The sequence below is a fragment of the Bacillus sp. FSL K6-0255 genome (assembly GCF_045040725.1).
GTDB classification, from domain to species: Bacteria; Bacillota; Bacilli; order Bacillales; family Bacillaceae; genus Bacillus; species Bacillus subtilis.
Map to the genome: position 1 here is coordinate 3580352 of NZ_CP150278.1, position 21310 is coordinate 3601661.

The 21310-nt window shown below is 42.5% G+C and carries 21 protein-coding genes; 13 read left to right on the forward strand and 8 right to left on the reverse strand.

Features of this window, described 5'->3' with window-relative positions:
- Position 1 precedes the first annotated feature (1 nt).
- On the reverse strand, positions 2 to 1183 hold the full coding sequence (gene pgsB / locus MHB62_RS18605) for a poly-gamma-glutamate synthase PgsB (RefSeq protein ID WP_003227883.1): 1182 nt from the start codon (positions 1181 to 1183) through the stop codon (positions 2 to 4).
- Between the two features lie 783 nt (positions 1184 to 1966).
- Here pgsB and MHB62_RS18610 point away from each other — a divergent pair.
- The 8 genes from MHB62_RS18610 to MHB62_RS18645 all read left to right on the forward strand — a co-directional run bounded on the left by MHB62_RS18610 (position 1967) and on the right by MHB62_RS18645 (position 8689).
- On the forward strand, positions 1967 to 2947 hold the full coding sequence (locus tag MHB62_RS18610; RefSeq protein ID WP_032722637.1) for a LacI family DNA-binding transcriptional regulator: 981 nt from the start codon (positions 1967 to 1969) through the stop codon (positions 2945 to 2947).
- A 1-nt stretch (position 2948) separates the two neighbouring features.
- Complete coding sequence (rbsK, locus tag MHB62_RS18615; protein WP_024572787.1) at positions 2949 to 3830, forward strand: ribokinase; 882 nt, start codon at positions 2949 to 2951, stop codon at positions 3828 to 3830.
- Positions 3827 to 4222, forward strand: coding sequence for a D-ribose pyranase (gene rbsD / locus MHB62_RS18620; RefSeq protein ID WP_032722640.1), 396 nt, complete (start codon positions 3827 to 3829; stop codon positions 4220 to 4222). Before rbsK ends, rbsD begins: the two co-directional genes overlap by 4 nt.
- A 15-nt stretch (positions 4223 to 4237) precedes the next feature.
- Positions 4238 to 5719, forward strand: coding sequence for a ribose ABC transporter ATP-binding protein RbsA (gene rbsA / locus MHB62_RS18625; RefSeq protein ID WP_014478164.1), 1482 nt, complete (start codon positions 4238 to 4240; stop codon positions 5717 to 5719).
- Between the two features lies 1 nt (position 5720).
- A complete protein-coding gene (gene rbsC / locus MHB62_RS18630; RefSeq protein WP_032722642.1) occupies positions 5721 to 6689 on the forward strand; it encodes a ribose ABC transporter permease RbsC in 969 nt (322 codons plus the stop codon).
- A 12-nt stretch (positions 6690 to 6701) separates the two neighbouring features.
- Complete coding sequence (rbsB, locus tag MHB62_RS18635; protein WP_024572245.1) at positions 6702 to 7619, forward strand: ribose ABC transporter substrate-binding protein RbsB; 918 nt, start codon at positions 6702 to 6704, stop codon at positions 7617 to 7619.
- A gap of 81 nt (positions 7620 to 7700) precedes the next feature.
- Positions 7701 to 8237 (forward strand): SH3 domain-containing protein, encoded by a 537-nt coding sequence (locus MHB62_RS18640; protein WP_015251071.1) that lies wholly within the window; start codon positions 7701 to 7703, stop codon positions 8235 to 8237.
- Positions 8238 to 8392: 155 nt separating this feature from the next.
- On the forward strand, positions 8393 to 8689 hold the full coding sequence (locus MHB62_RS18645; RefSeq protein ID WP_003243460.1) for a DUF3892 domain-containing protein: 297 nt from the start codon (positions 8393 to 8395) through the stop codon (positions 8687 to 8689).
- Positions 8690 to 8728: 39 nt separating this feature from the next.
- On the opposite strand, the gene MHB62_RS18650 is transcribed toward MHB62_RS18645, so the two are convergent.
- The 3 genes from MHB62_RS18650 to alsS all read right to left on the reverse strand — a co-directional run bounded on the left by MHB62_RS18650 (position 8729) and on the right by alsS (position 11897).
- Positions 8729 to 9256 (reverse strand): NAD(P)H-dependent oxidoreductase, encoded by a 528-nt coding sequence (locus MHB62_RS18650; protein WP_032722645.1) that lies wholly within the window; start codon positions 9254 to 9256, stop codon positions 8729 to 8731.
- 99 nt (positions 9257 to 9355) lie between these two features.
- A complete protein-coding gene (budA, locus tag MHB62_RS18655; protein WP_003244457.1) occupies positions 9356 to 10123 on the reverse strand; it encodes an acetolactate decarboxylase in 768 nt (255 codons plus the stop codon).
- Between the two features lie 61 nt (positions 10124 to 10184).
- Positions 10185 to 11897 carry an acetolactate synthase AlsS gene (gene alsS, locus MHB62_RS18660; protein WP_014478171.1) on the reverse strand — a complete coding sequence of 571 codons (1713 nt, stop codon included), beginning with the start codon at positions 11895 to 11897 and terminating at the stop codon, positions 10185 to 10187.
- Positions 11898 to 12054: 157 nt separating this feature from the next.
- On the opposite strand from alsS, the gene alsR reads away from it, so the two are divergent.
- Together alsR and MHB62_RS18670 are read left to right on the forward strand one after the other, a co-directional pair.
- Positions 12055 to 12963 carry an acetoin biosynthesis transcriptional regulator AlsR gene (gene alsR / locus MHB62_RS18665; protein WP_003227859.1) on the forward strand — a complete coding sequence of 303 codons (909 nt, stop codon included), beginning with the start codon at positions 12055 to 12057 and terminating at the stop codon, positions 12961 to 12963.
- A 210-nt stretch (positions 12964 to 13173) separates the two neighbouring features.
- On the forward strand, positions 13174 to 14502 hold the full coding sequence (locus tag MHB62_RS18670; protein WP_010886626.1) for an arsenic transporter: 1329 nt from the start codon (positions 13174 to 13176) through the stop codon (positions 14500 to 14502).
- A 56-nt stretch (positions 14503 to 14558) separates the two neighbouring features.
- On the opposite strand, the gene MHB62_RS18675 is transcribed toward MHB62_RS18670, so the two are convergent.
- The 3 genes from MHB62_RS18675 to cotH form a co-directional block, all read right to left on the reverse strand.
- Positions 14559 to 15236, reverse strand: coding sequence for a DUF2642 domain-containing protein (locus tag MHB62_RS18675; protein ID WP_003242695.1), 678 nt, complete (start codon positions 15234 to 15236; stop codon positions 14559 to 14561).
- 59 nt (positions 15237 to 15295) lie between these two features.
- Positions 15296 to 16438: a spore coat protein CotB gene (cotB, locus tag MHB62_RS18680; protein WP_032722647.1), complete on the reverse strand. Its 1143-nt coding sequence runs from the start codon at positions 16436 to 16438 to the stop codon at positions 15296 to 15298.
- 128 nt (positions 16439 to 16566) lie between these two features.
- Positions 16567 to 17655, reverse strand: a complete 1089-nt coding sequence (gene cotH / locus MHB62_RS18685; RefSeq protein WP_032722649.1) for a spore coat protein CotH — start codon at positions 17653 to 17655, stop codon at positions 16567 to 16569.
- Between the two features lie 141 nt (positions 17656 to 17796).
- On the opposite strand from cotH, the gene cotG reads away from it, so the two are divergent.
- From cotG to MHB62_RS18700, 3 genes are all read left to right on the forward strand, one after another.
- Positions 17797 to 18384: a spore coat protein CotG gene (cotG, locus tag MHB62_RS18690; RefSeq protein ID WP_080287634.1), complete on the forward strand. Its 588-nt coding sequence runs from the start codon at positions 17797 to 17799 to the stop codon at positions 18382 to 18384.
- Between the two features lie 173 nt (positions 18385 to 18557).
- Complete coding sequence (locus MHB62_RS18695) at positions 18558 to 19175, forward strand: flavin reductase family protein (protein ID WP_003227852.1); 618 nt, start codon at positions 18558 to 18560, stop codon at positions 19173 to 19175.
- A 176-nt stretch (positions 19176 to 19351) separates the two neighbouring features.
- Positions 19352 to 19687 carry a DUF4181 domain-containing protein gene (locus MHB62_RS18700; RefSeq protein ID WP_014481121.1) on the forward strand — a complete coding sequence of 112 codons (336 nt, stop codon included), beginning with the start codon at positions 19352 to 19354 and terminating at the stop codon, positions 19685 to 19687.
- 4 nt (positions 19688 to 19691) lie between these two features.
- Here MHB62_RS18700 and ggt read toward each other — a convergent pair whose 3' ends face one another.
- Positions 19692 to 21269: a gamma-glutamyltransferase gene (gene ggt / locus MHB62_RS18705; RefSeq protein WP_032722652.1), complete on the reverse strand. Its 1578-nt coding sequence runs from the start codon at positions 21267 to 21269 to the stop codon at positions 19692 to 19694.
- Positions 21270 to 21310 lie beyond the last annotated feature (41 nt).

A 21310-nucleotide genomic window follows, 5' to 3' on the forward strand; every position in this document is an offset into this window, starting at 1 on the left:
CCTAGCTTACGAGCTGCTTAACCTTGTATTCGTGGATTTTTTCAATTAAAGGCTCTGCGGCACCATGAATATTGCCGACGCCATATATGACACGGTTGTGCATTCTTTTCTTTAACAATTCCATAATTTCATCTGTTGACTTATACTCTAGATCATGCAGTTTGTCTGCAGGAATTTTGCCTTCTTCGTAGGCTTTTACGATCGGTTCTGTTGTTTCACCGATTAAGATCAGTTCACTTGCTTCAATATAAGGCAATACGTCATTTGCGAATTGCTGTGTCCGATCGACACGGTCTGCGCGGCAGTTCATGATGATGATCGGATCATCGGTCGGGTAACCGATTTCTTTTACACGTTTCCATATATTCAAAGTAGAAGAAGCGTCGTTTGCGGCAAACCCATTAACAAAGTGCCCAGGCTCGCTCGGACTGATCAGCGGAAGAATTCTCATTGCTCCCGGATCTGGCGGCGCATTCAGCATTCCCTTAAATGCTGTTTCTTCATCAATGCCGAGTGCTTGAGCTACACCCAGCGCCAGAGAAGCGTTATCAGGGAATACCATGTATTCAAATTTACGTAAATACTCATCTGTAATTTTTGAGTTATCAGCAATGATGACTTTTGTGTTTCGTTCTTTTGCTTTTTGTTTAAAGAACTCGGTATATTCACTATCTGTAATGACAAGATGGCCATTATAAGGAATTGTAGCGGTAAACGCTTCTGCAATTTCATCAAGCGTCGGCCCCATGACATCCATATGGTCTTCTAAAACATTCACAATGACGCCGATATTGGCCTGCAGAAGTTCTTCCTGAAAGATGATTTGATAATCTGGGTTAACAGCCATGCATTCACTGACAATCGCGTTAGCCCCTCTTTCTACTGTTTCTCTCATGACTTCTTTTTGCTCTCCGATATTCGGCCCCTGAGGTTTCCGTTTAATCGGCTTTTCCTCCGGTGTGTCCCAGTAAATCATTCTTGCATCTGTTCCTGTTGTTTTTCCAACAGTCTTGTAACCGGCTTCTATTAATATTCCGGTTGTCAGCCTTGTCACAGTCGATTTTCCGCGGATGCCGTTAATATTCACCCGAACAGGGAGGGCATCAATGTTTTTCTGATGTCGTCGTTTTTCTAATATTCCGATGACCAGTATGACAGCACAGGCTATAATGAGTAACCACATTGCTTTTCGACATCTCCTTCTATATTGTTGTAAATTCATTCATCAGTATATAGAATCACTATGAATTCTCAATCGGCATTATGTAACATAATCTTCCCTAATCGACTAAGCCAAACTTCTCTTTTGAAAGAGATTTTATACCTACAAACTGTTTTCTATTTTTGGAAAACAGCAGGACTTATACCTTATCACTTTTTAAAAAAATCAAAGAGAATGCGCTTTCATTTTTCTCCTGATATCCTTCTGGACGTATAGTCACACCCTGCTGTTTGTATTTAATATGCATTTCAAATCAATCTTTTTTTCAGCCTTTGTTATCAAGCATTTCCTGCTATCATGCGTGTTTCCGGTTCTTATGAACACAAAATAATTTTATCCTGTTTCTTAAGGACAAGGTCATAATGTCATCCTTTCTGCATGGAATAAGCAATATTAGGCCCATTCCAAAATGACTAAGGAGGTTCGAGATGAAAACGCTAAACATACGAGTCCGAATTCTCTAACATAATTAAACATTTTCTGGGATGATAGTCTTTTCTGTTTCTCACCATTTACAGGTCTAAACGCATGACTTTGAAACAATTTTAATAAAACTTAATATTTGTTCAAGAAATCTTCATCCATATTTGTGAAGACTTTGTCAAAAAAAGAGTGAAAACCTTAAATTTTTCAATTATATATACAATTTACAAGTAGATTTCTTTTGATATTTTTATTGCTAACTTCGGATTGTTCATGATAATCTATATATGTAAACGGTTACATAAACAAGGAGGAGCTGTTTTGGCTACAATTAAAGATGTCGCCGGAGCGGCGGGCGTTTCAGTTGCGACGGTTTCTCGCGTCCTGAATGATAATGGCTATGTACACGAAGAAACGCGAACGCGTGTCATAGCGGCGATGGCGAAGCTGAACTATTACCCGAATGAAGTCGCCAGATCTCTATATAAAAGAGAATCCCGACTGATCGGACTTTTGCTCCCGGATATCACAAACCCTTTCTTCCCCCAGCTTGCCCGCGGTGCGGAGGATGAATTGAACCGGGAAGGCTATCGTCTTATTTTCGGCAACAGTGACGAGGAATTGAAAAAAGAACTTGAATACCTTCAAACCTTTAAGCAAAATCATGTCGCAGGCATTATTGCCGCAACAAATTACCCGGATCTCGAGGAATACAGCGGCATGAATTATCCAGTTGTTTTTCTGGACAGAACACTGGAAGGGGCTCCTTCTGTGTCCAGTGACGGCTATACAGGAGGAAAGTTAGCCGCCCAGGCTATCATTCACGGAAAAAGCCAGCGCATTACGCTCTTGAGAGGACCCGCTCACCTGCCGACCGCTCAAGACCGCTTTAACGGCGCTTTGGAAATCTTAAAGCAGGCTGAAGTTGATTTTCAGGTCATTGAGACGGCTTCATTTTCAATTAAAGATGCACAATCAATGGCGAAGGAGCTGTTTGCCGCTTATCCAGCGACAGATGGTGTGATCGCGAGTAATGATATTCAAGCCGCTGCCGTTTTACATGAAGCATTGCGGCGCGGAAAAAATGTGCCGGAGGACATTCAAATTATCGGCTATGATGACATTCCGCAAAGCGGACTTCTGTTCCCGCCACTTTCTACAATTAAACAGCCCGCATATGATATGGGGAAAGAAGCTGCCAAACTGCTTTTGGGTATCATCAAAAAACAGCCGCTGGCAGAAACGGCAATTCAAATGCCTGTCACCTATATAGGAAGAAAGACGACAAGAAAGGAAGATTAAGATGCGTAATATTTGTGTGATTGGTAGCTGTTCTATGGATTTAGTGGTCACCTCGGACAAACGCCCAAAAGCCGGTGAAACGGTTCTTGGCACGTCATTTCAGACTGTGCCGGGCGGCAAAGGAGCAAATCAGGCCGTTGCCGCAGCCAGACTTGGGGCGCAAGTGTTTATGGTCGGCAAAGTTGGAGACGATCATTATGGAACAGCTATTTTGAATAATCTCAAAGCTAACGGCGTTCGCACTGATTATATGGAACCGGTTACACATACGGAAAGCGGAACCGCTCATATTGTGCTTGCTGAAGGCGACAACAGCATTGTCGTTGTCAAAGGCGCGAACGATGACATCACCCCAGCGTATGCGTTAAACGCGCTCGAACAGATTGAAAAGGTCGATATGGTGCTGATTCAGCAGGAAATCCCAGAAGAAACGGTTGATGAGGTGTGCAAATACTGCCATTCTCACGATATCCCGATCATACTAAACCCAGCACCGGCCCGCCCGCTCAAGCAGGAAACAATTGATCACGCTACCTATCTGACGCCGAATGAACACGAGGCTTCGATTTTATTCCCTGATCTTACCATTTCCGAAGCTCTGGCGCTTTATCCGGCAAAGCTCTTTATTACGGAAGGAAAACAAGGCGTCCGCTATTCGGCTGGCAGCAAAGAGGTGCTCATCCCGTCCTTCCCTGTAGAACCCGTTGATACAACCGGAGCCGGTGATACGTTTAACGCAGCATTTGCCGTGGCCCTGGCTGAGGGAAAAGACATTGAAGCCGCATTGCGGTTTGCCAATCGTGCCGCTTCCCTTTCTGTCTGCTCCTTCGGTGCCCAAGGCGGAATGCCGACAAGAAATAAAGTAGAGGAGCTGCTGTCATGAAAAAACACGGTATACTGAACAGCCATCTTGCCAAGATTTTAGCCGACCTTGGCCACACTGATAAAATTGTCATCGCGGATGCCGGACTGCCGGTTCCTGACGGCGTTTTGAAAATTGATCTTTCACTGAAGCCGGGCCTTCCGGCTTTCCAAGATACAGCGGCAGTGCTCGCTGACGAGATGGTCATCGAAAAAGTCATTGCTGCAGCTGAAATAAAAGCATCCAATCAGGAGAATGCGAAATTTCTAAAAAATCTTTTCTCTGAACAAGAGATTGAATACCTTTCTCACGAGGAGTTTAAGCTGCTGACAAAAGAAGCAAAGGCAGTCATAAGAACAGGAGAATTCACACCATATGCCAACTGCATTCTGCAGGCGGGTGTGCTTTTCTAGAAAGGAGGATGAAACATGCAGATTGAAATGAAAGACATTCATAAAGCATTCGGAAAAAACCAGGTGCTGTCAGGTGTTTCCTTTCAGCTCATGCCTGGCGAGGTTCACGCATTAATGGGAGAAAACGGCGCCGGCAAGTCCACGCTTATGAACATTTTGACAGGCCTGCACAAAGCAGATAAAGGTCAAATCAGCATAAACGGAAACGAAACGTATTTTTCCAATCCAAAAGAAGCGGAACAGCATGGAATAGCCTTTATCCATCAGGAATTGAATATCTGGCCGGAAATGACCGTTCTTGAGAATCTATTTATCGGTAAGGAGATATCCTCCAAGCTGGGCGTTTTACAAACAAGAAAAATGAAAGCGCTAGCAAAAGAGCAATTTGACAAACTCTCCGTCTCTCTTTCTCTTGATCAAGAAGCCGGCGAATGTTCCGTCGGACAGCAGCAAATGATCGAAATCGCAAAAGCGCTTATGACAAATGCCGAGGTAATCATTATGGATGAACCGACCGCAGCGTTGACTGAACGTGAAATCAGCAAGCTCTTTGAGGTCATTACAGCGTTAAAAAAGAACGGCGTCTCCATTGTCTATATTTCGCATCGCATGGAAGAAATTTTTGCGATTTGCGACAGAATTACCATCATGCGTGACGGAAAAACGGTAGATACAACAAACATCTCAGAAACTGATTTTGATGAAGTCGTCAAAAAAATGGTCGGACGGGAGCTGACTGAACGATATCCAAAACGCACTCCTTCTCTCGGTGACAAAGTATTCGAGGTGAAAAATGCTTCCGTAAAAGGGAGTTTTGAGGACGTCAGCTTTTATGTTCGTTCCGGTGAAATCGTCGGTGTTTCAGGATTGATGGGAGCCGGCCGGACAGAAATGATGAGAGCGCTGTTCGGCGTTGACAGGCTGGACACGGGTGAGATATGGATCGCTGGGAAAAAAACGGCTATTAAGAACCCGCAGGAAGCCGTGAAAAAAGGTCTCGGCTTTATTACAGAGAATCGCAAGGATGAAGGGCTCCTGCTCGACACCTCGATCCGCGAAAATATTGCCCTGCCCAATCTGTCCAGCTTCTCACCAAAGGGTCTCATTGATCATAAGCGGGAGGCTGAATTTGTCGATCTGTTAATCAAACGCCTCACTATCAAAACAGCATCACCGGAAACGCACGCACGCCATTTATCAGGAGGAAACCAGCAAAAAGTGGTGATAGCCAAGTGGATCGGCATCGGACCGAAAGTGCTTATCTTGGATGAGCCAACCAGAGGTGTGGATGTTGGCGCCAAACGAGAGATTTATACGCTGATGAATGAGCTGACCGAACGCGGCGTCGCTATCATCATGGTGTCATCAGAGCTGCCTGAAATTCTGGGAATGAGCGATCGGATTATCGTTGTCCATGAAGGCAGAATCAGCGGAGAAATCCATGCGCGAGAAGCAACACAAGAACGAATTATGACACTTGCCACGGGAGGGCGGTAATATGAAAACGGAACAACTGCAAACAGAACAAAAACGGATTCACTTCGACGGAGTCATGCAAAAACTCGGCCCGTTTCTTGGTTTATTTATTCTCGTTATCATTGTATCTATTTTAAATCCCAGCTTTCTTGAACCGCTGAATATTTTAAACCTGCTTCGCCAGGTCGCCATTAACGGATTAATCGCGTTCGGGATGACCTTTGTCATTTTGACAGGCGGCATTGATCTTTCTGTTGGCGCTATTCTTGCCCTGTCCAGTGCTTTAGTTGCGGGGATGATTGTGTCCGGTGTCGATCCGGTTCTCGCGATCATCCTTGGCTGTATCATTGGTGCCGTACTAGGCATGATCAACGGATTATTGATTACTAAAGGAAAAATGGCGCCCTTTATCGCCACGCTTGCGACCATGACTGTGTTTCGCGGACTGACGCTAGTGTATACAGATGGAAATCCGATTACCGGACTTGGCACAAACTACGCTTTTCAGATGTTCGGACGCGGTTACTTTTTAGGCATTCCTGTACCGGCAATTACGATGGTTCTTGCCTTTGTCATCCTTTGGGTGCTTCTTCATAAAACACCATTCGGACGCCGAACGTACGCTATCGGCGGCAACGAAAAAGCCGCGCTCATTTCAGGCATCAAAGTGACGCGCGTGAAAGTGATGATCTATTCTTTAGCCGGGCTTTTATCCGCTCTTGGAGGTGCCATATTGACTTCCCGCCTGTATTCGGCCCAGCCGACTGCGGGAGAATCGTACGAACTTGATGCTATCGCGGCAGTCGTCTTAGGAGGGACAAGTCTTTCTGGCGGCCGCGGACGCATTGTCGGCACTTTGATCGGGGTCCTGATCATCGGCACACTTAATAACGGGCTTAATCTGCTTGGCGTTTCATCATTTTATCAGCTGGTTGTCAAAGGGATTGTTATCTTAATTGCGGTATTATTAGACCGCAAGAAGTCAGCTTAGGAGGGTTTTCACATGAAAAAGGCTGTATCCGTCATTTTAACGTTATCATTATTTTTGTTAACCGCCTGTTCGCTTGAGCCTCCCCAATGGGCAAAGCCGTCAAACTCGGGGAACAAAAAGGAATTCACCATTGGCTTGTCCGTCTCAACGCTTAATAATCCTTTTTTTGTCTCATTAAAAAAGGGTATCGAAAAAGAAGCTAAAAAACGGGGAATGAAAGTCATCATTGTTGATGCACAAAATGATTCATCGAAACAGACGAGTGACGTGGAAGATTTAATTCAGCAAGGTGTTGATGCATTATTAATCAACCCGACTGATTCTTCGGCGATCTCAACGGCAGTAGAATCTGCAAACGCAGTCGGTGTGCCCGTCGTAACAATCGATCGATCTGCCGAACAAGGAAAAGTTGAAACCCTCGTTGCTTCCGATAATGTAAAAGGCGGTGAAATGGCCGCGGCGTTTATTGCCGACAAACTTGGAAAAGGAGCAAAGGTGGCAGAGCTTGAAGGCGTCCCCGGCGCATCTGCCACACGGGAACGCGGCTCAGGATTCCATAACATCGCAGACCAAAAGCTCCAAGTTGTCACAAAACAATCAGCTGACTTTGACCGCACGAAAGGCCTGACTGTCATGGAAAACCTGTTGCAGGGACATCCTGATATCCAAGCTGTTTTTGCTCACAACGATGAAATGGCGCTCGGTGCTCTCGAGGCAATTAACAGCTCGGGGAAAGACATATTGGTGATCGGTTTTGACGGCAATAAAGACGCGCTCGCTTCCATTAAAGACGGAAAGCTGTCAGCAACCGTCGCTCAGCAGCCTGAGTTAATCGGTAAACTGGCTACAGAAGCAGCAGATGATATTTTGCACGGAAAAAAAGTGCAAAAAACAATATCCGCGCCTCTCAAACTAGAAACACAAAAATAATTGTCTGATGTTTAGGAACCTGCGATAACGTGAATAGAGTTATAGAATGAATTATTTCTCTTACGTGAGGAGAGGAACGGCATGAACAAACCAACAAAACTATTTTCAACTTTAGCACTTGCGGCTGGAATGACTGCGGCTGCTGCAGGGGGCGCTGGAACGATCCATGCTCAACAGCCAGAAACAACTGTAAGCATTGATGATTTATACAGTTATCCGATTGATTCTTATTTGGTATCAGCAGAGGCTCTAAATGTCAGAACGAAGCCTTCCGCATCAAGCCAGAAAGCCGATACGCTGCACTTAGGAGATAGCCTAAAGCTGATTTCCTTCTCAAATGCTGACTGGGCAAAGGTTAAGTATAAAAATGGAAAAACAGGATTTGTATCCACTCATTACATTGTTAAAGCAGCGACAACGGTAAAAACCAAAACAAAAACAAAAGTGTATACATCCGCTGACGGAAAGAGCATTAAGACTCTTCCAGCAGACACAAGCGTTTCTTTTTTAGGCTGGAGTAAAACGAATAAAGGCGGTTTTGATTTTGATTGGGTATTCGTTGATTACGGCGGTGCGACAGGTTATATGAAAACAAAGGATTTACACATGACAAAATAACTGAGAGGGATTCCGCATAAATGCGGAATCCCTTTTATTATGAATTGATTTGTCACATTCCCAAGATATTTCTCAGGAAATATTGTCGTATGCTGTGTCGAAACCTTACATGATCATCGACATTTTTGTTCACGCTAAAAAGCGGAGGTGTAAATATGGATCAATTTGAAGCAGCATATGAATCGTATAAAGCCCGGCAAACAACTGCCGATCAAGAAAATGTTCCATCTGGAAAAGAAGAAATTATTGCGGTTAGAAGAAATGAGGAAGACAATATTATCGCAGTGAAAACCAATACAGGAAGAGAGCTCGACTACCCTACTGCGCTGTCAGAAGCAAAATCAGGAAAACTCGCTCATGTTGATGTCTTCCATAAATACGGGCGTGACATTTTGCGAAGTGAACCGGACGGCATCAAGGAAAATAACCTGTCTGAGCTGCCGGATTTTTAAACAAATACAGCCCTGCCGTATGTTGGACAGGGCTGTATTTTAAACAAAAGGCTGCTGGATGTATTCGGCTAACCGTTTTGCACTGTGAGAAATATCCTCTGCAGCTGCATAATTCACGCCATAGAACACATATGGAGGCAGATACTTCATGCCGATCAGATTACTCGTGGCCTGAAATGGTTTCAATAGCTCACTGATCGAGTAATGATTTGCTCCGCCCGCTTGATATTTTTCCGCTTCGCTCCCTGTTGATACAGCCAGCATCAGCTCCTTGCCATGCAAGGCATTTCCTTCTGAACCAAAAGCCCAGCCATAAGTCAGCACAAGATCCTGCCATTTTTTCAAGAGCGGCGGAGAGCTGTACCAATATAGCGGGAATTGAAAGACAATCCGATCGTATTCCTCGCACAGCTGCTGTTCCTTCGCAACATCTATCGCTTCATCCGGGTATTCCTTATAAAGATCCCGTACTGTGATATTGTCATGTTTACTCAATTCCTCAGCCCACGCCTTATTAACAACTGAGGTCTCCATATGAGGATGCACTGTCAAAACCAATATTTTCATCAGACCACACCTTTACTGTTTTGATGTTATTTTATCTAAAATCAGGAAAAGAGCCAAATAAAAAGAAAGCCCTGCTAAAAGGGGCTTTCTTTTTTTCTTTTATTCAGGGCTTCCTTCAGTTGTTTCGATATCTTTCGCAAAATCAGGGTTATCCAGATTCGCATTAAAGAAATCCGCTGTGTTCGGAAGTCTGAGATTCATGTTCATTTTTTGAGAAATCGTAACCGTGCAATCCTCAAGCACATAGTCAAAAACGTGTCCGCCTGAATTGCGTCCTTCGTCAATGAAGTGCAGGTGATAGCCAGAAACGGCGATTCCGTTTGCATAAGCTGGTGTCAAGAAACCTACAATCGTTCCTCTCACGTTGTCGAAGTTGAAAATCGGCTGTGTTTTGACCGCTTCAACCATTGGCACGTAAGGTTTTTCTTGAAGTTCTACTGTTCTTGTCTGCACCTTTTTAAACAATCCGTCAATGCGAATTGCATAAAATAAGTTTCTGCTTGGCAGCATGCTGTTGATCTCTTTTTCAAAGTCTTCGCGTGTCATTTTCGCATCAATTTTGTGCGTCATGTCCGGTGTAAAGAACGTAAATGAACAGAACGGTGAACGGTCTCCATTTTGGACCGGTGTCGCGGTTCCGTCTGAGCGAAGACGGTAAAATTCGCCGTCAAACCCAATCAGCTCTCCGTCAAGCTTGTTAAAGGTTCCGATACCGAAGTCTCCATATTTCGGAATCTCTGACAGTTCAAAATCTCCGTCATATACTCCGTCTAATAGAGAAGTCATTGTTGATACTTGATAAATCTGGCTCACAGGCTGATCTTTTTGACCACGGCTGAGCACTTGAATGTTGCTTTCTCGTTTCATATTTCCCTTCACTCCTTTTATTTAGTGCTGTTCATAAAACAGTGTCGTGATGCGCAGAGTGCTAGAGAGCTTTCGTTTTCATGAGTTCCCCGAATTCTTTCGGAAGCTTGTCACTTGCTAAATTAATGTTATCACTGTAGTCAACCGGGACATCGATGATGACAGGACCTTCAGCGTTCATGCCTTGACGCAGAACATCTGCCAGCTGGTCTGGTGATTCTACGCGCAAGCCAGTTGCTCCGAAGCTTTCCGCATATTTCACGATATCGATATTTCCGAAATCGACCGCAGATGTACGGTTATATTTTTTCAATTGCTGGAATGCAACCATGTCATATGTGCTGTCGTTCCATACAATGTGTACAATTGGTGCTTTTAGTCGAACTGCTGTCTCTAATTCCATTGCTGAGAATAAGAAACCGCCGTCACCAGAGACAGAAACCACTTTTTCTCCCGGTTTCACCAATGAAGCGCCGATTGCCCAAGGAAGCGCAACGCCGAGTGTTTGCATACCGTTACTGATCATTAATGTTAACGGCTCGTAGCTGCGGAAATAACGTGACATCCAAATGGCGTGCGAACCGATATCGCAAGTTACTGTAACATGATCATCGACTGCATTACGCAACTCTTTAACGATTTCAAGAGGGTGCGCTCTGTCTGATTTCCAATCTGCAGGCACCTGCTCACCTTCATGCATATATTGTTTTAAATCAGAAAGGATTTTCTGCTCACGCTCTGCAAATTCTACTTTCACAGCATCGTGTTCGATATGATTGATCGTGGACGGAATGTCACCGATCAATTCAAGATCAGGCTGGTAAGCATGATCAATGTCAGCGATAATCTCGTCTAAATGGATAATTGTCCGGTCTCCATTGACATTCCAGAATTTCGGATCATATTCAATCGGGTCATAGCCGATCGTCAGAACAACATCTGCCTGCTCTAGCAGTAAATCGCCAGGCTGGTTGCGGAACAAACCGATACGGCCAAAATACTGATCCTCTAAATCTCTAGAAAGGGTACCGGCAGCTTGATATGTTTCAACAAATGGAAGCTGAACCTTTTTCAAAAGCTTGCGAACCGCTTTAATTGCTTCCGGTCTTCCGCCTTTCATGCCGACCAAAACGACAGGAAGTTTTGCTGTTTGGATTTTTGCTATGGCCGCACTGATTGCATCATCTGCTGCAGGACCGAGTTTTGGCGCTGCAACAGCACGCACGTTTTTCGTATTTGTGACTTCATTCACAACATCTTGCGGAAAGCTCACAAAAGCGGCCCCAGCCTGCCCTGCTGACGCTATCCTAAATGCATTTGTAACAGCTTCCGGTATATTTTTTACATCTTGAACTTCTACACTGTATTTTGTAATCGGCTGGAATAGCGCCGCATTATCCAAAGATTGATGTGTCCGTTTTAAACGATCTGCACGGATCACGTTTCCAGCAAGCGCAACGACAGGGTCTCCTTCAGTGTTCGCTGTCAGCAGACCAGTTGCCAAGTTAGAGGCACCCGGTCCTGATGTGACTAACACGACTCCCGGTTTTCCAGTTAAACGGCCGACTGCTTGGGCCATGAATGCTGCGTTTTGTTCGTGCCGGGCAACGATAATTTCAGGTCCTTTATCTTGTAAAGCGTCAAATACCGCATCAATTTTTGCACCTGGAATGCCAAATACATGTGTGACACCTTGCTCCACTAAGCAATCAACAACAAGCTCCGCCCCTCTGTTTTTCACAAGGGATTTTTGTTCTTTTGTTGCTTTTGTCAACACCCTCACTCCTTATTATGCATTTTAAACGTAAAATTTTAAATATCTTGTGATAAGTTTCACTATACACTCTTTGGAAATTGACCTCCAATATCGATTCGCCTTATGATTAATATGTAATACGAATTATTAACCTATGGAAAGGAATGCATATTGAATGGAGCTTCGCCATCTTCAATACTTTATCGCAGTAGCCGAAGAGCTTCATTTCGGAAAGGCTGCCCGGCGGCTGAACATGACGCAGCCTCCTCTCAGCCAGCAGATCAAACAGCTGGAGGAAGAAGTCGGAGTTACGCTTCTGAAAAGGACAAAACGATTTGTCGAGCTTACCGCAGCAGGAGAAATCTTTTTAAATCATTGCCGCATGGCATTGATGCAAATCGGACAAGGAATTGAACTGGCACAGCGGACGGCCCGCGGCGAGCAAGGCCTTCTCGTAATCGGTTTTGTCGGATCAGCTACATATGAATTTCTGCCGCCGATTGTCCGGGAATATCGTAAAAAATTCCCATCTGTGAAAATAGAACTGCGTGAAATATCCTCGTCTAGGCAGCAGGAGGAGCTACTAAAGGGCAACATTGATATTGGTATACTTCATCCTCCCTTACAGCATACAGCTTTACATATCGAAACCGCCCAAAGCAGCCCTTGTGTTTTAGCTTTGCCTAAGCAACACCCATTGACTTCTAAGGAATCAATTACGATTGAGGATTTAAGAGATGAACCAATTATTACTGTTGCTAAAGAAGCATGGCCTACTCTATACATGGATTTTATTCAGTTCTGTGAACAAGCGGGCTTCAGACCCAACATTGTCCAGGAAGCCACAGAATATCAAATGGTGATTGGTTTAGTCAGTGCCGGAATTGGTATGACATTTGTTCCTTCCTCAGCCAAAAAATTATTTAATTTGGATGTTACTTATCGAAAAATGGACCAAATACAGCTTAATGCAGAATGGGTTATCGCTTACCGCAAAGACAATCATAATCCGCTTATAAAGCATTTTATTCATATTTCAAATTGTCAGCAGACAAGAACTAAAGAGAGTGATGCAGGTACATGAACAATACTTGCAATCTCTTTTTTCTTTTGGGATTCTTATGGAATTTTTATTAATTTAATATAATCGCTTAGTACAACTTTATATCAGTATACGTATACATACAGTACAAATAGTTGGCAAGGACATCAGTAAGCGCAGGACATTAGTTTGATTTTAAAAATGAAAGATAGAGAGGTGAAGTAAATTATTGAGTTCACCGGCATATTCACATTGCTCGCTTTTTTCGTAACAATGATTTTTATTTTCTGGAGACCAAAAGGACTAAATGAAGCTATCCCCGCCACATTTGGCGCTTTAATGGTTTTATTGTGCGGAAGTGTGTCATTGGCAGACTTAGGGGAAATCGGAACAAAAGTCACGGGTGCATCGGTTACAATCCTTGCCACTATGATTATGGCCATTGCACTAGAAAGCTTTGGTTTCTTTTATTGGGTGGCTGCAAAACTGCTCCAACAATCCAAGGGTTCAGGCATCAAGCTTTTTTGGCTAACCAATTTGCTCTGCTTTCTCATGACCATTTTCCTGAATAATGATGGGAGCATTTTGATCACAACTCCAATCCTTTTGCTTGTACTAAAATATTTAGGTTTAAAAAAACATCAAAAAGCCCCATATTTATTAAGCGGTGTTTTAATAGCCACAGCCTCTAGCGCACCGATTGGCGTAAGTAATATTGTTAATTTAATTTCTCTCAAAATCATTGGAATGGATCTATATCTTCACACCGCCATGATGTTTGTCCCTAGTATGATGGGACTCATTTTTATGACTTGTCTACTGTTTATGTTCTTTTATAAACGTCTTCCCAAAAGCCTGCCAGATATACCGGGCCATTTTCAGTCTCTGCGGCATAGAAGGTACCATCCTCTTCATTCGCCATCAGCTCCTTTACCAGAACGAAATCAAACAAAAATCATGTTGTTTGTGCTTGCATTTGTTTTTCTCGTCAGAATGAGTCTATTTGCAGCATCATATACCGGTATTTCTGTTCCTCTAGTCGCTGTCATCGGATCTTTTATCCTGTTGAGCTGGAGATGGATTTATTTCAAAACCTCCCCAAGAGACTTGTTATATAAATCGCCTTGGCACATTTTTATATTCGCTTTTACTATGTATGTCTTAATTTATGGTCTGCATAATATTGGATTCACAGAGTTACTTGTGAGTTATTTTGAACCTGTGGTTTCTGGAAGCCTCGCCCATGCAACTTTCGCATCAGGTATCTCTACTTCAGTTTTTTCTAATCTCTTTAACAACCATCCAGCGTTAATGATCAGTACTTTTACCTTAACTGAAATGACCCTGAATCCTTCAACAACAAAAATCATCTACTTGGCAAATATTATCGGCAGTGATATCGGTTCATTATTATTACCTATGGGAACCTTAGCAACGCTTATTTGGATGCATATATTAAAACAGCATGATGAAAGTATTTCATGGGGCGAATATATAAAAACGACCATTATCATCATTCCGCTGACTGTTCTTTTTACGTTAACATGTTTATATTTTTGGATCAGTTGGTTATTTCTTTAGCACAGTATGAAACGAAAAACTGCCTTCTGCTTTTCAAGAGGGCAGTTTTGTATACACTAGGGAAGATGCATTGTCTTTAGATGATTTAACTTCCAAATGACTGGCTCTCCACTTGCGTTAATAAGCTCAATGATATTATTAGAGACACCCTTTAATAGTCCGACTTTTTCTGGCACCTCTCCCATATCAAATATGACCAATTCACCAATATTTTTTTTGATCTGCTCCTCAAAATTACGCACAAGAGGAACTTTGGAAGGCACGACCGGCAATTGTGAGTTGTCAAGAGTATACGGTGTTTGTTCAGTTGAATAAGGGGTAAACCATTTTAAATGATGCATAGATATAAAAAGTATTTTAAATACGGGTGAGAAAAATACAATATAATCGTTTAAAACATTTGTAACATATCCATGGATCGATCGACCCCCAGTTACATAAACTTCAATAAACTGGCCTTTGACCTTGTTTAATGTATTTCTATATGAAAAAGCTTGAGTTTCTGCCTCTATCATTGGATCTTCCGGATTGATCAAAAATGGCTTCTCAGTACTGGTCACTATTTTCGCCTTGTTTATTTGATGAAGATGCAACAAGGGAATATAAAGATAATTGCAGCCATCAAAAATAACAAAAATATCCTGTCCGATATCTATGAGGGTGCCGACAAACCTTGTATCTCCTGAAATGACAACCTCAACATCTGTGTTAAGGAATTGATTCAAACCTTTCACGATTCTCCTCCTTTAACTGAAAAAGGGCATCACTTTATCTGATGCTCCTCCATTATCTATTAAAATTTACGTTTCCAGTGATAGTCTATCGTTCTGACAATCGTTTCATAGCTATAATCTTCCTTTTGTTTTCCTGAACTTTTTATTGAACTTGAATAGCCTGGTGATCTTGATGATTGATAATCTGAAGATCTTGGTGATCGTTTAGATGATTTTGATGATTGATAATCTGAAGATTTTAATGATCGTTTAGATGATTTTGAAGAACTTTTTGAACGTGACGAACGGCCAGATTTGGATGATTGATAATCCGAAGATTTTAGTGATCGTTTAGATGATTTTGAAGAACTTTTTGAACGTGACGAACGACCAGATTTGGATGATTGATCATCTGAAGATTTTAGTGATCGTTTAGATGATTTTGATGAGCTATATGATTTTGAAGAAATGAACGAATTGCTGTCCTTATCATTATTGTCTTCCTGGTTTTGTTCATTTTTTTGATCCTCTTTTTTGTACGACCCTTTTGGACCTAAGCTGATGCTTTTTATGTGAAAAGGATAGATGCGAAGCACCTCTTGATTTTTCACTATAGTATAATGGCCGTCGGCATTATCTACAAGGATACCCTCAATGGCTTCCGGACCTCCACGATTAATTGAAACCCATTTATGAGTCAGACTCTTAAAAACCTCGCTTAAATCATCAGCTTCCAAAACTCCAACTGGCGTCTGCTCTTCTATTTTCAAATCAGGCTCGTGTTTACTTATACTTTTGATGTGATGGATATTAAAATACACTACCCCATCCTCATTTGTGTTTAACGCAGCGTAATCATCTCCCAGCCAGACCAATCTTCCTTTTTTAGATTCCGGACCCCCTTGGTTAAATTGAACTGATTGGTTTATTAAATGTCCGATTAAGCTATGAAAATCATCAGCATCGAGCATTTCCTCAGTCTCAATTGTTGTGGTGCTATTATTGGTATCCTCAGTAATACTTTTCACATGCTCCAACTGATAATAAATTATTTTTTTTTCAGCTTGTAAAGCTATATAATCTGATTTTACAGCTGTTAATTTTCCTTTTTTAGATTCCGGACCTCCACGATATACAGTAACAATTTTATCTTTCATTGAATGCAAAAAGTTATAATAAGATATTTCATCATTTGAATGATACTTCATTCTCCTCTTGCTCATTCAAGTTCCTCCTAGTCACTTATACATAGATGATAAACATATTGCATATATACGTGTCACGTTTATTTGTTGAACTAATTCAATAGCCTAATTGTCGCTTTTTCAGCAGAATACCTATTTTCACACATTCATAAAATACTTAAATTATTTTTGAGGTATTGTGAACGGTTTTTAATATATTCACAAATCACATCCGGCTCCCGGTCAAAACGCTCAACATCATTCTTTTTGTATGGGTCCATCAAGATAAAAGGCCTAATCCGCTCATACATCGCCATGATTTTCGGTTCCATATATTCTATCGTAAAAAGAGATTGGAGCGTTTTTTCTAACAGGCGCTTGTAGGACTTGCGAAACTCGGATTCATCCAATATCCGGGCGGTTAGTGTATTAAATCCTTGAATTCTTACATAATCGGCAGCCATCCGCTCTCCATGGATATCCCTGCCCCAGGTCGCATCATAATCCCAAGGAATCACCTCAAATAATCCGGTTTCCCCGCTTCTGTATAATGCGTAGTTGTGGACAAACCCGTCATAGTTCGAGGTGAATACAATACCGGCAAGCCAGCGCAAATACTTATCGACATCCACGTGTTTTGTCACTTCTGACTTAAACTGAGCTTTAGGGACAGTATTAATTTTAAAAATCATATCCTGTAAATAAAAATCATCTTCCACAGTCCCTGTCTTCTTTTCATATCCAAGCTCCAGCGACGTCTTCGTTTCCTTTTCCAAATCGCTCATCAGAGAAAAGTTAGCATCATCATCCACCGCGTAAAAAATCGCGCCATCAGCCAGCTTCCTTTTCGCCAAATAATATTCATCTACGGATTCAAGTTCAAGATAAACCCCTTCATTCTTCCCATTCACCTTTACAAACACAAACTCTGCCTTTGGAGACAGTGTCCCTAGCTCCGAGAAAAAATCCAGAGACAATTTGTTTCTCATCAAGGACGGGTCTTTATACTCCGCATTTAAGTGAATCTCTCGCGCGCCGCGGAATGTTTTCGGCTGATAAAAGGCAATATGGTATGACTTCTTTTTGAAGTCTCTGATATGTGATCCCCGATAAGCGATATCGATATCCAGCCTTTTTTGATTTACCTTCATCACAGCTGGCACCGGATCATCGTCCCATATATCCTTTTTTAATTCACGTAAATCTTTTGGATGAACAAACAGCTGATAAAGCGGTAAATTGGATTGATTCTTCATCCATAATCCTCCTTACAAATTTTAGGCTTTTATTTTTATAAGATCTCAGCGGAACACTTATACACTTTTTAAAACCGCGCGTACTATGAGGGTAGTAAGGATCTTCATCCTTAACATCATTTTTAAAAGGAGGATTTCAAATTGGGCCACTATTCCCATTCTGACATCAAAGAAGCGGTGAAATCCGCAAAAAAAGAAGGTTTAAAGGATTATTTATACCAAGAGCCTCATGGAAAAAAACGCAGTCATAAAAAGTCGCACCGCACTCACAAAAAATCTCGCAGCCATAAAAAATCATACTGCTCTCACAAAAAATCTCGCAGTCACAAAAAATCATTCTGTTCTCACAAAAAATCTCGCAGCCACAAAAAATCATACTGCTCTCACAAGAAATCACGCAGCCACAAAAAATCGTACCGTTCTCACAAAAAATCTCGCAGCTATAAAAAATCTTGCCGTTCTTACAAAAAATCTCGCAGCTATAAAAAATCTTGCCGTTCTTACAAAAAATCTCGCAGCTACAAAAAGTCATACTGTTCTCACAAGAAAAAATCTCGCAGCTATAAAAAGTCATGCCGCACTCACAAAAAATCTTATCGTTCCCATAAGAAATACTACAAAAAACCGTACCACCACTGCGACGACTACAAAAGACACGATGATTATGACAGCAAAAAAGAATACTGGAAAGACGGCAATTGCTGGGTAGTCAAAAAGAAATACAAATAATCTAAGTTTTCATTGTTTCAATAGGCTGCCGGCGGAGGTACGGAAGCCTATTTTTTTATTTGCCCTGTATTAGATATATGTCATGACATAACATATGCAACCCGCATCATTTGGTTTCCTTTAAACCATTTCGTTATAATCAAGGTATCCTAACGATAAAGGCGGTTGTTGCTATGTACATATTTCAAGCTGATCAGCTTAGTGCCAAAGACACATACAAGCTATTGTCAGGTACCGTTATTCCCCGCCCCATTGCATTTGTGACAACACTTTCTTCAGGAGGAGCGGTCAATGCCGCGCCTTTCAGTTTTTATAACGTCGTCAGCTCAGATCCTCCGCTTCTCAGTATTTCTGTTAACAGGACGGAAGGACGCCAAAAAGATACAGCGCGAAACGCAGTGGAGAACGGAGAATTTGTCGTTCATGTCAGTGATGAAGCCATCATTGAAGATATCAATGAAACAGCTGCAAGCTTAAGGCCGGATGAAAGCGAGCTTACACGCACCTCGCTTCATCCTGTTGAAAGCAAAGCTGTTTCAGTTCCCGGCATTAAGGAAGCCCGCGTTCGCTTTGAGTGCAAATTAGAGCGGCATATTACCTTTGACAATGATCAAGGCATCACTACAGCAGATCTGCTCATCGGAAGAGTTGTCTGCTTCCACCTAGATGAAAAGGTGTATGATGCAGAAAAGGGATATATTTTAACGGATGAATTAAAGCCTGCCTCACGATTGGCGGGAAATCACTATGCCAAGCTGGGGGAAGAATTCACACTGATTCGTCCCAGCTGAAGAGAAGGACTATTTAAATAGAAGAAACTAGTCAAAAAGACCTTATGATTACAAAATATCGCCTGTAAATAAATGAAAAAATATCAAAAAAAGAACACCCAGAGTAAGCTCGGGGTGTTCTTTTATGAAACGTTTTTCCTTTTTCTTCGTATAAAGATAGATTAGGAGGAATTGGAATGACAAACTTTTGGATTTTAATGCTGATCGCTATTACCATCAGTCTCGCCTCTCAATTTTTTATAAAGAAAAAATACGGTATTGATAAATCCGGCTGGCGATATAAGCATGTCAGCAATACACACAAATGGATCGAAATCACTTTACTTATTTTGTTTGTGTTTTCACTCTCCTTTTTTCCAGTTGAATATTTGCTTCTTTTATTTTTTATTGTGATTGACTCAATACGTATTTTTATGGAGTGGCATTATAGACCTGAAGATAAACAGTATATGTACCACATTGTAGAGGTCTCCCTTATGTTTATGCTTTTGATTTATATTTGTACCCTATAGTTATTTAAATCCCCACAGCCGCTCCGTCTCCCCGAGGATCGGCTCCGCCTTGGAGAAAGCCTTCTTCATCAACTTTGATTGCAGCCGCTTGTCCCATCAGCGGATCATAGTCACCGACAACCTCCACGAGATGCCCGCTGTCTTTCAGTTTTTGGATTGTTTTGTCTGTGAATCTGCCCTCGACTCTGAGACCTTCGTATTCCTCTCCCCACGTTCTGCCCCATACCCAGCGCGGTTCGCTGATTGCCTGTTGTGGATGCATTTCGTAGTCCAGCATTCGGGTAATGATGGCCGTCTGAGTCTGCGGCTGGCCTTCGCCGCCTTGTGTGCCGTACAGAATTTTTGGCTTTCCGCCTTTACAGACCATAGCCGGCATCAACGTATGGAAGGTGCGCTTTCTCGGTTCAAGCGTGTTGACATGATTTTCATCCAGTGAGAAAAATGATCCGCGGTTTTGCAGTAATATGCCTGTATCACCGGCAGTGACTGCCGAGCCAAATTCAAAGTACAGGCTTTGAATGAATGACACTGCGTTGCCATCCGCATCAATTACGGCCGCATATGCCGTATCACTTCCCACCGGCCTGCTTTCTGCCGGTTCTGCCAGATAGCCGATTTCTCCCGCCAATCGTTTCGCATAATTTTTATCCAAAAGCCTTTCAAGCGGAATGTCAGCAAACGCAGGGTCAGTCAAAAAGGCATTCCGATCTACAAAACTCTTTTTCAGCGCTTCCACAAGCACATGATAATATTCAAATGAACCGTGCTCGATTTGGGTGAAATCATAGTTTTCCAAAATGTTCAGTGTTAATAAACCGGTAAATCCCTGAGAATTCGGCGGCGCCTGATACACACTGTACCCTCGATAATTACTTGATACAGGCTCTGCCCACTCACCCCGATGCGCTTTAAAATCATCGATTGTCATGTAACTGCCGTTATTCTGTAAATGTGAGACAATTCGCTGAGCGAGATCTCCTTCATAAAATGCGCTTCTTCCTTTTTCAGCAATCAAGTTCAGACTGTCTGCAAGCTCTTTTTGCACAAACCGCTCTCCCGGGACAGGTGCTTTGCCCCTTCTCGTGAAGATGTCAGCCGTGTAAGGCGTGGAAGCCAGCAGTTCAATATTCTTTTCTGTGTGACGACACTGATCAGCTGATACAGGAAACCCATTTTGGGCATAATCGCGTGCGGGCTCCAATACATCTGCAAGAGACAGACGCCCGTACTCCTTCAGGACCGCATCCCAGCTATCAACCATTCCCGGCACGGTAATGGCACTGTCAATTCCCCGCAGCGGAATCGCGCTTTTTCCCTTATATACATCTCTCGTTACGTTTTTTCCTGAACGGCCGCTGCCATTGTAGACTTTTACTGCCTTTGTTTCCTGGTGAAAGGTTAGCCAAAAGGAATCCCCGCCAAGTCCGGTCATATGCGGGTACACAACCGCAAGACAAGCACTCACCGCAACAGCGGCGTCAAACGCGTTGCCTCCCTTATCCAGTATGCGGTTTCCGGCTTGAGAAGCGAGGTAATGCGGACTGACGATCATTTGCTTTGTACCGATGACAGATTTGTTCATCACAAGTCCCCTTTTTTAAGAAATTTTCTTCAGTATAGGGA

Excerpts from the sequence above, each read along its gene's own strand:
- pgsB (WP_003227883.1), bottom strand. The coding sequence starts at position 1,183 with ATGTGGTTACTCATTATAGCCTGTGCTGTCATACTGGTCATCGGAATA.
- rbsK (WP_024572787.1), top strand. The coding sequence starts at position 2,949 with ATGCGTAATATTTGTGTGATTGGTAGCTGTTCTATGGATTTAGTGGTC.
- rbsD (WP_032722640.1), top strand. The coding sequence starts at position 3,827 with ATGAAAAAACACGGTATACTGAACAGCCATCTTGCCAAGATTTTAGCC.
- rbsA (WP_014478164.1), top strand. The coding sequence starts at position 4,238 with ATGCAGATTGAAATGAAAGACATTCATAAAGCATTCGGAAAAAACCAG.
- rbsC (WP_032722642.1), top strand. The coding sequence starts at position 5,721 with ATGAAAACGGAACAACTGCAAACAGAACAAAAACGGATTCACTTCGAC.
- rbsB (WP_024572245.1), top strand. The coding sequence starts at position 6,702 with ATGAAAAAGGCTGTATCCGTCATTTTAACGTTATCATTATTTTTGTTA.
- MHB62_RS18640 (WP_015251071.1), top strand. The coding sequence starts at position 7,701 with ATGAACAAACCAACAAAACTATTTTCAACTTTAGCACTTGCGGCTGGA.
- MHB62_RS18645 (WP_003243460.1), top strand. The coding sequence starts at position 8,393 with ATGGATCAATTTGAAGCAGCATATGAATCGTATAAAGCCCGGCAAACA.
- MHB62_RS18650 (WP_032722645.1), bottom strand. The coding sequence starts at position 9,256 with ATGAAAATATTGGTTTTGACAGTGCATCCTCATATGGAGACCTCAGTT.
- budA (WP_003244457.1), bottom strand. The coding sequence starts at position 10,123 with ATGAAACGAGAAAGCAACATTCAAGTGCTCAGCCGTGGTCAAAAAGAT.
- alsR (WP_003227859.1), top strand. The coding sequence starts at position 12,055 with ATGGAGCTTCGCCATCTTCAATACTTTATCGCAGTAGCCGAAGAGCTT.
- cotB (WP_032722647.1), bottom strand. The coding sequence starts at position 16,438 with ATGAGCAAGAGGAGAATGAAGTATCATTCAAATGATGAAATATCTTAT.
- cotH (WP_032722649.1), bottom strand. The coding sequence starts at position 17,655 with ATGAAGAATCAATCCAATTTACCGCTTTATCAGCTGTTTGTTCATCCA.
- MHB62_RS18695 (WP_003227852.1), top strand. The coding sequence starts at position 18,558 with ATGTACATATTTCAAGCTGATCAGCTTAGTGCCAAAGACACATACAAG.
- MHB62_RS18700 (WP_014481121.1), top strand. The coding sequence starts at position 19,352 with ATGACAAACTTTTGGATTTTAATGCTGATCGCTATTACCATCAGTCTC.
- ggt (WP_032722652.1), bottom strand. The coding sequence starts at position 21,269 with ATGAACAAATCTGTCATCGGTACAAAGCAAATGATCGTCAGTCCGCAT.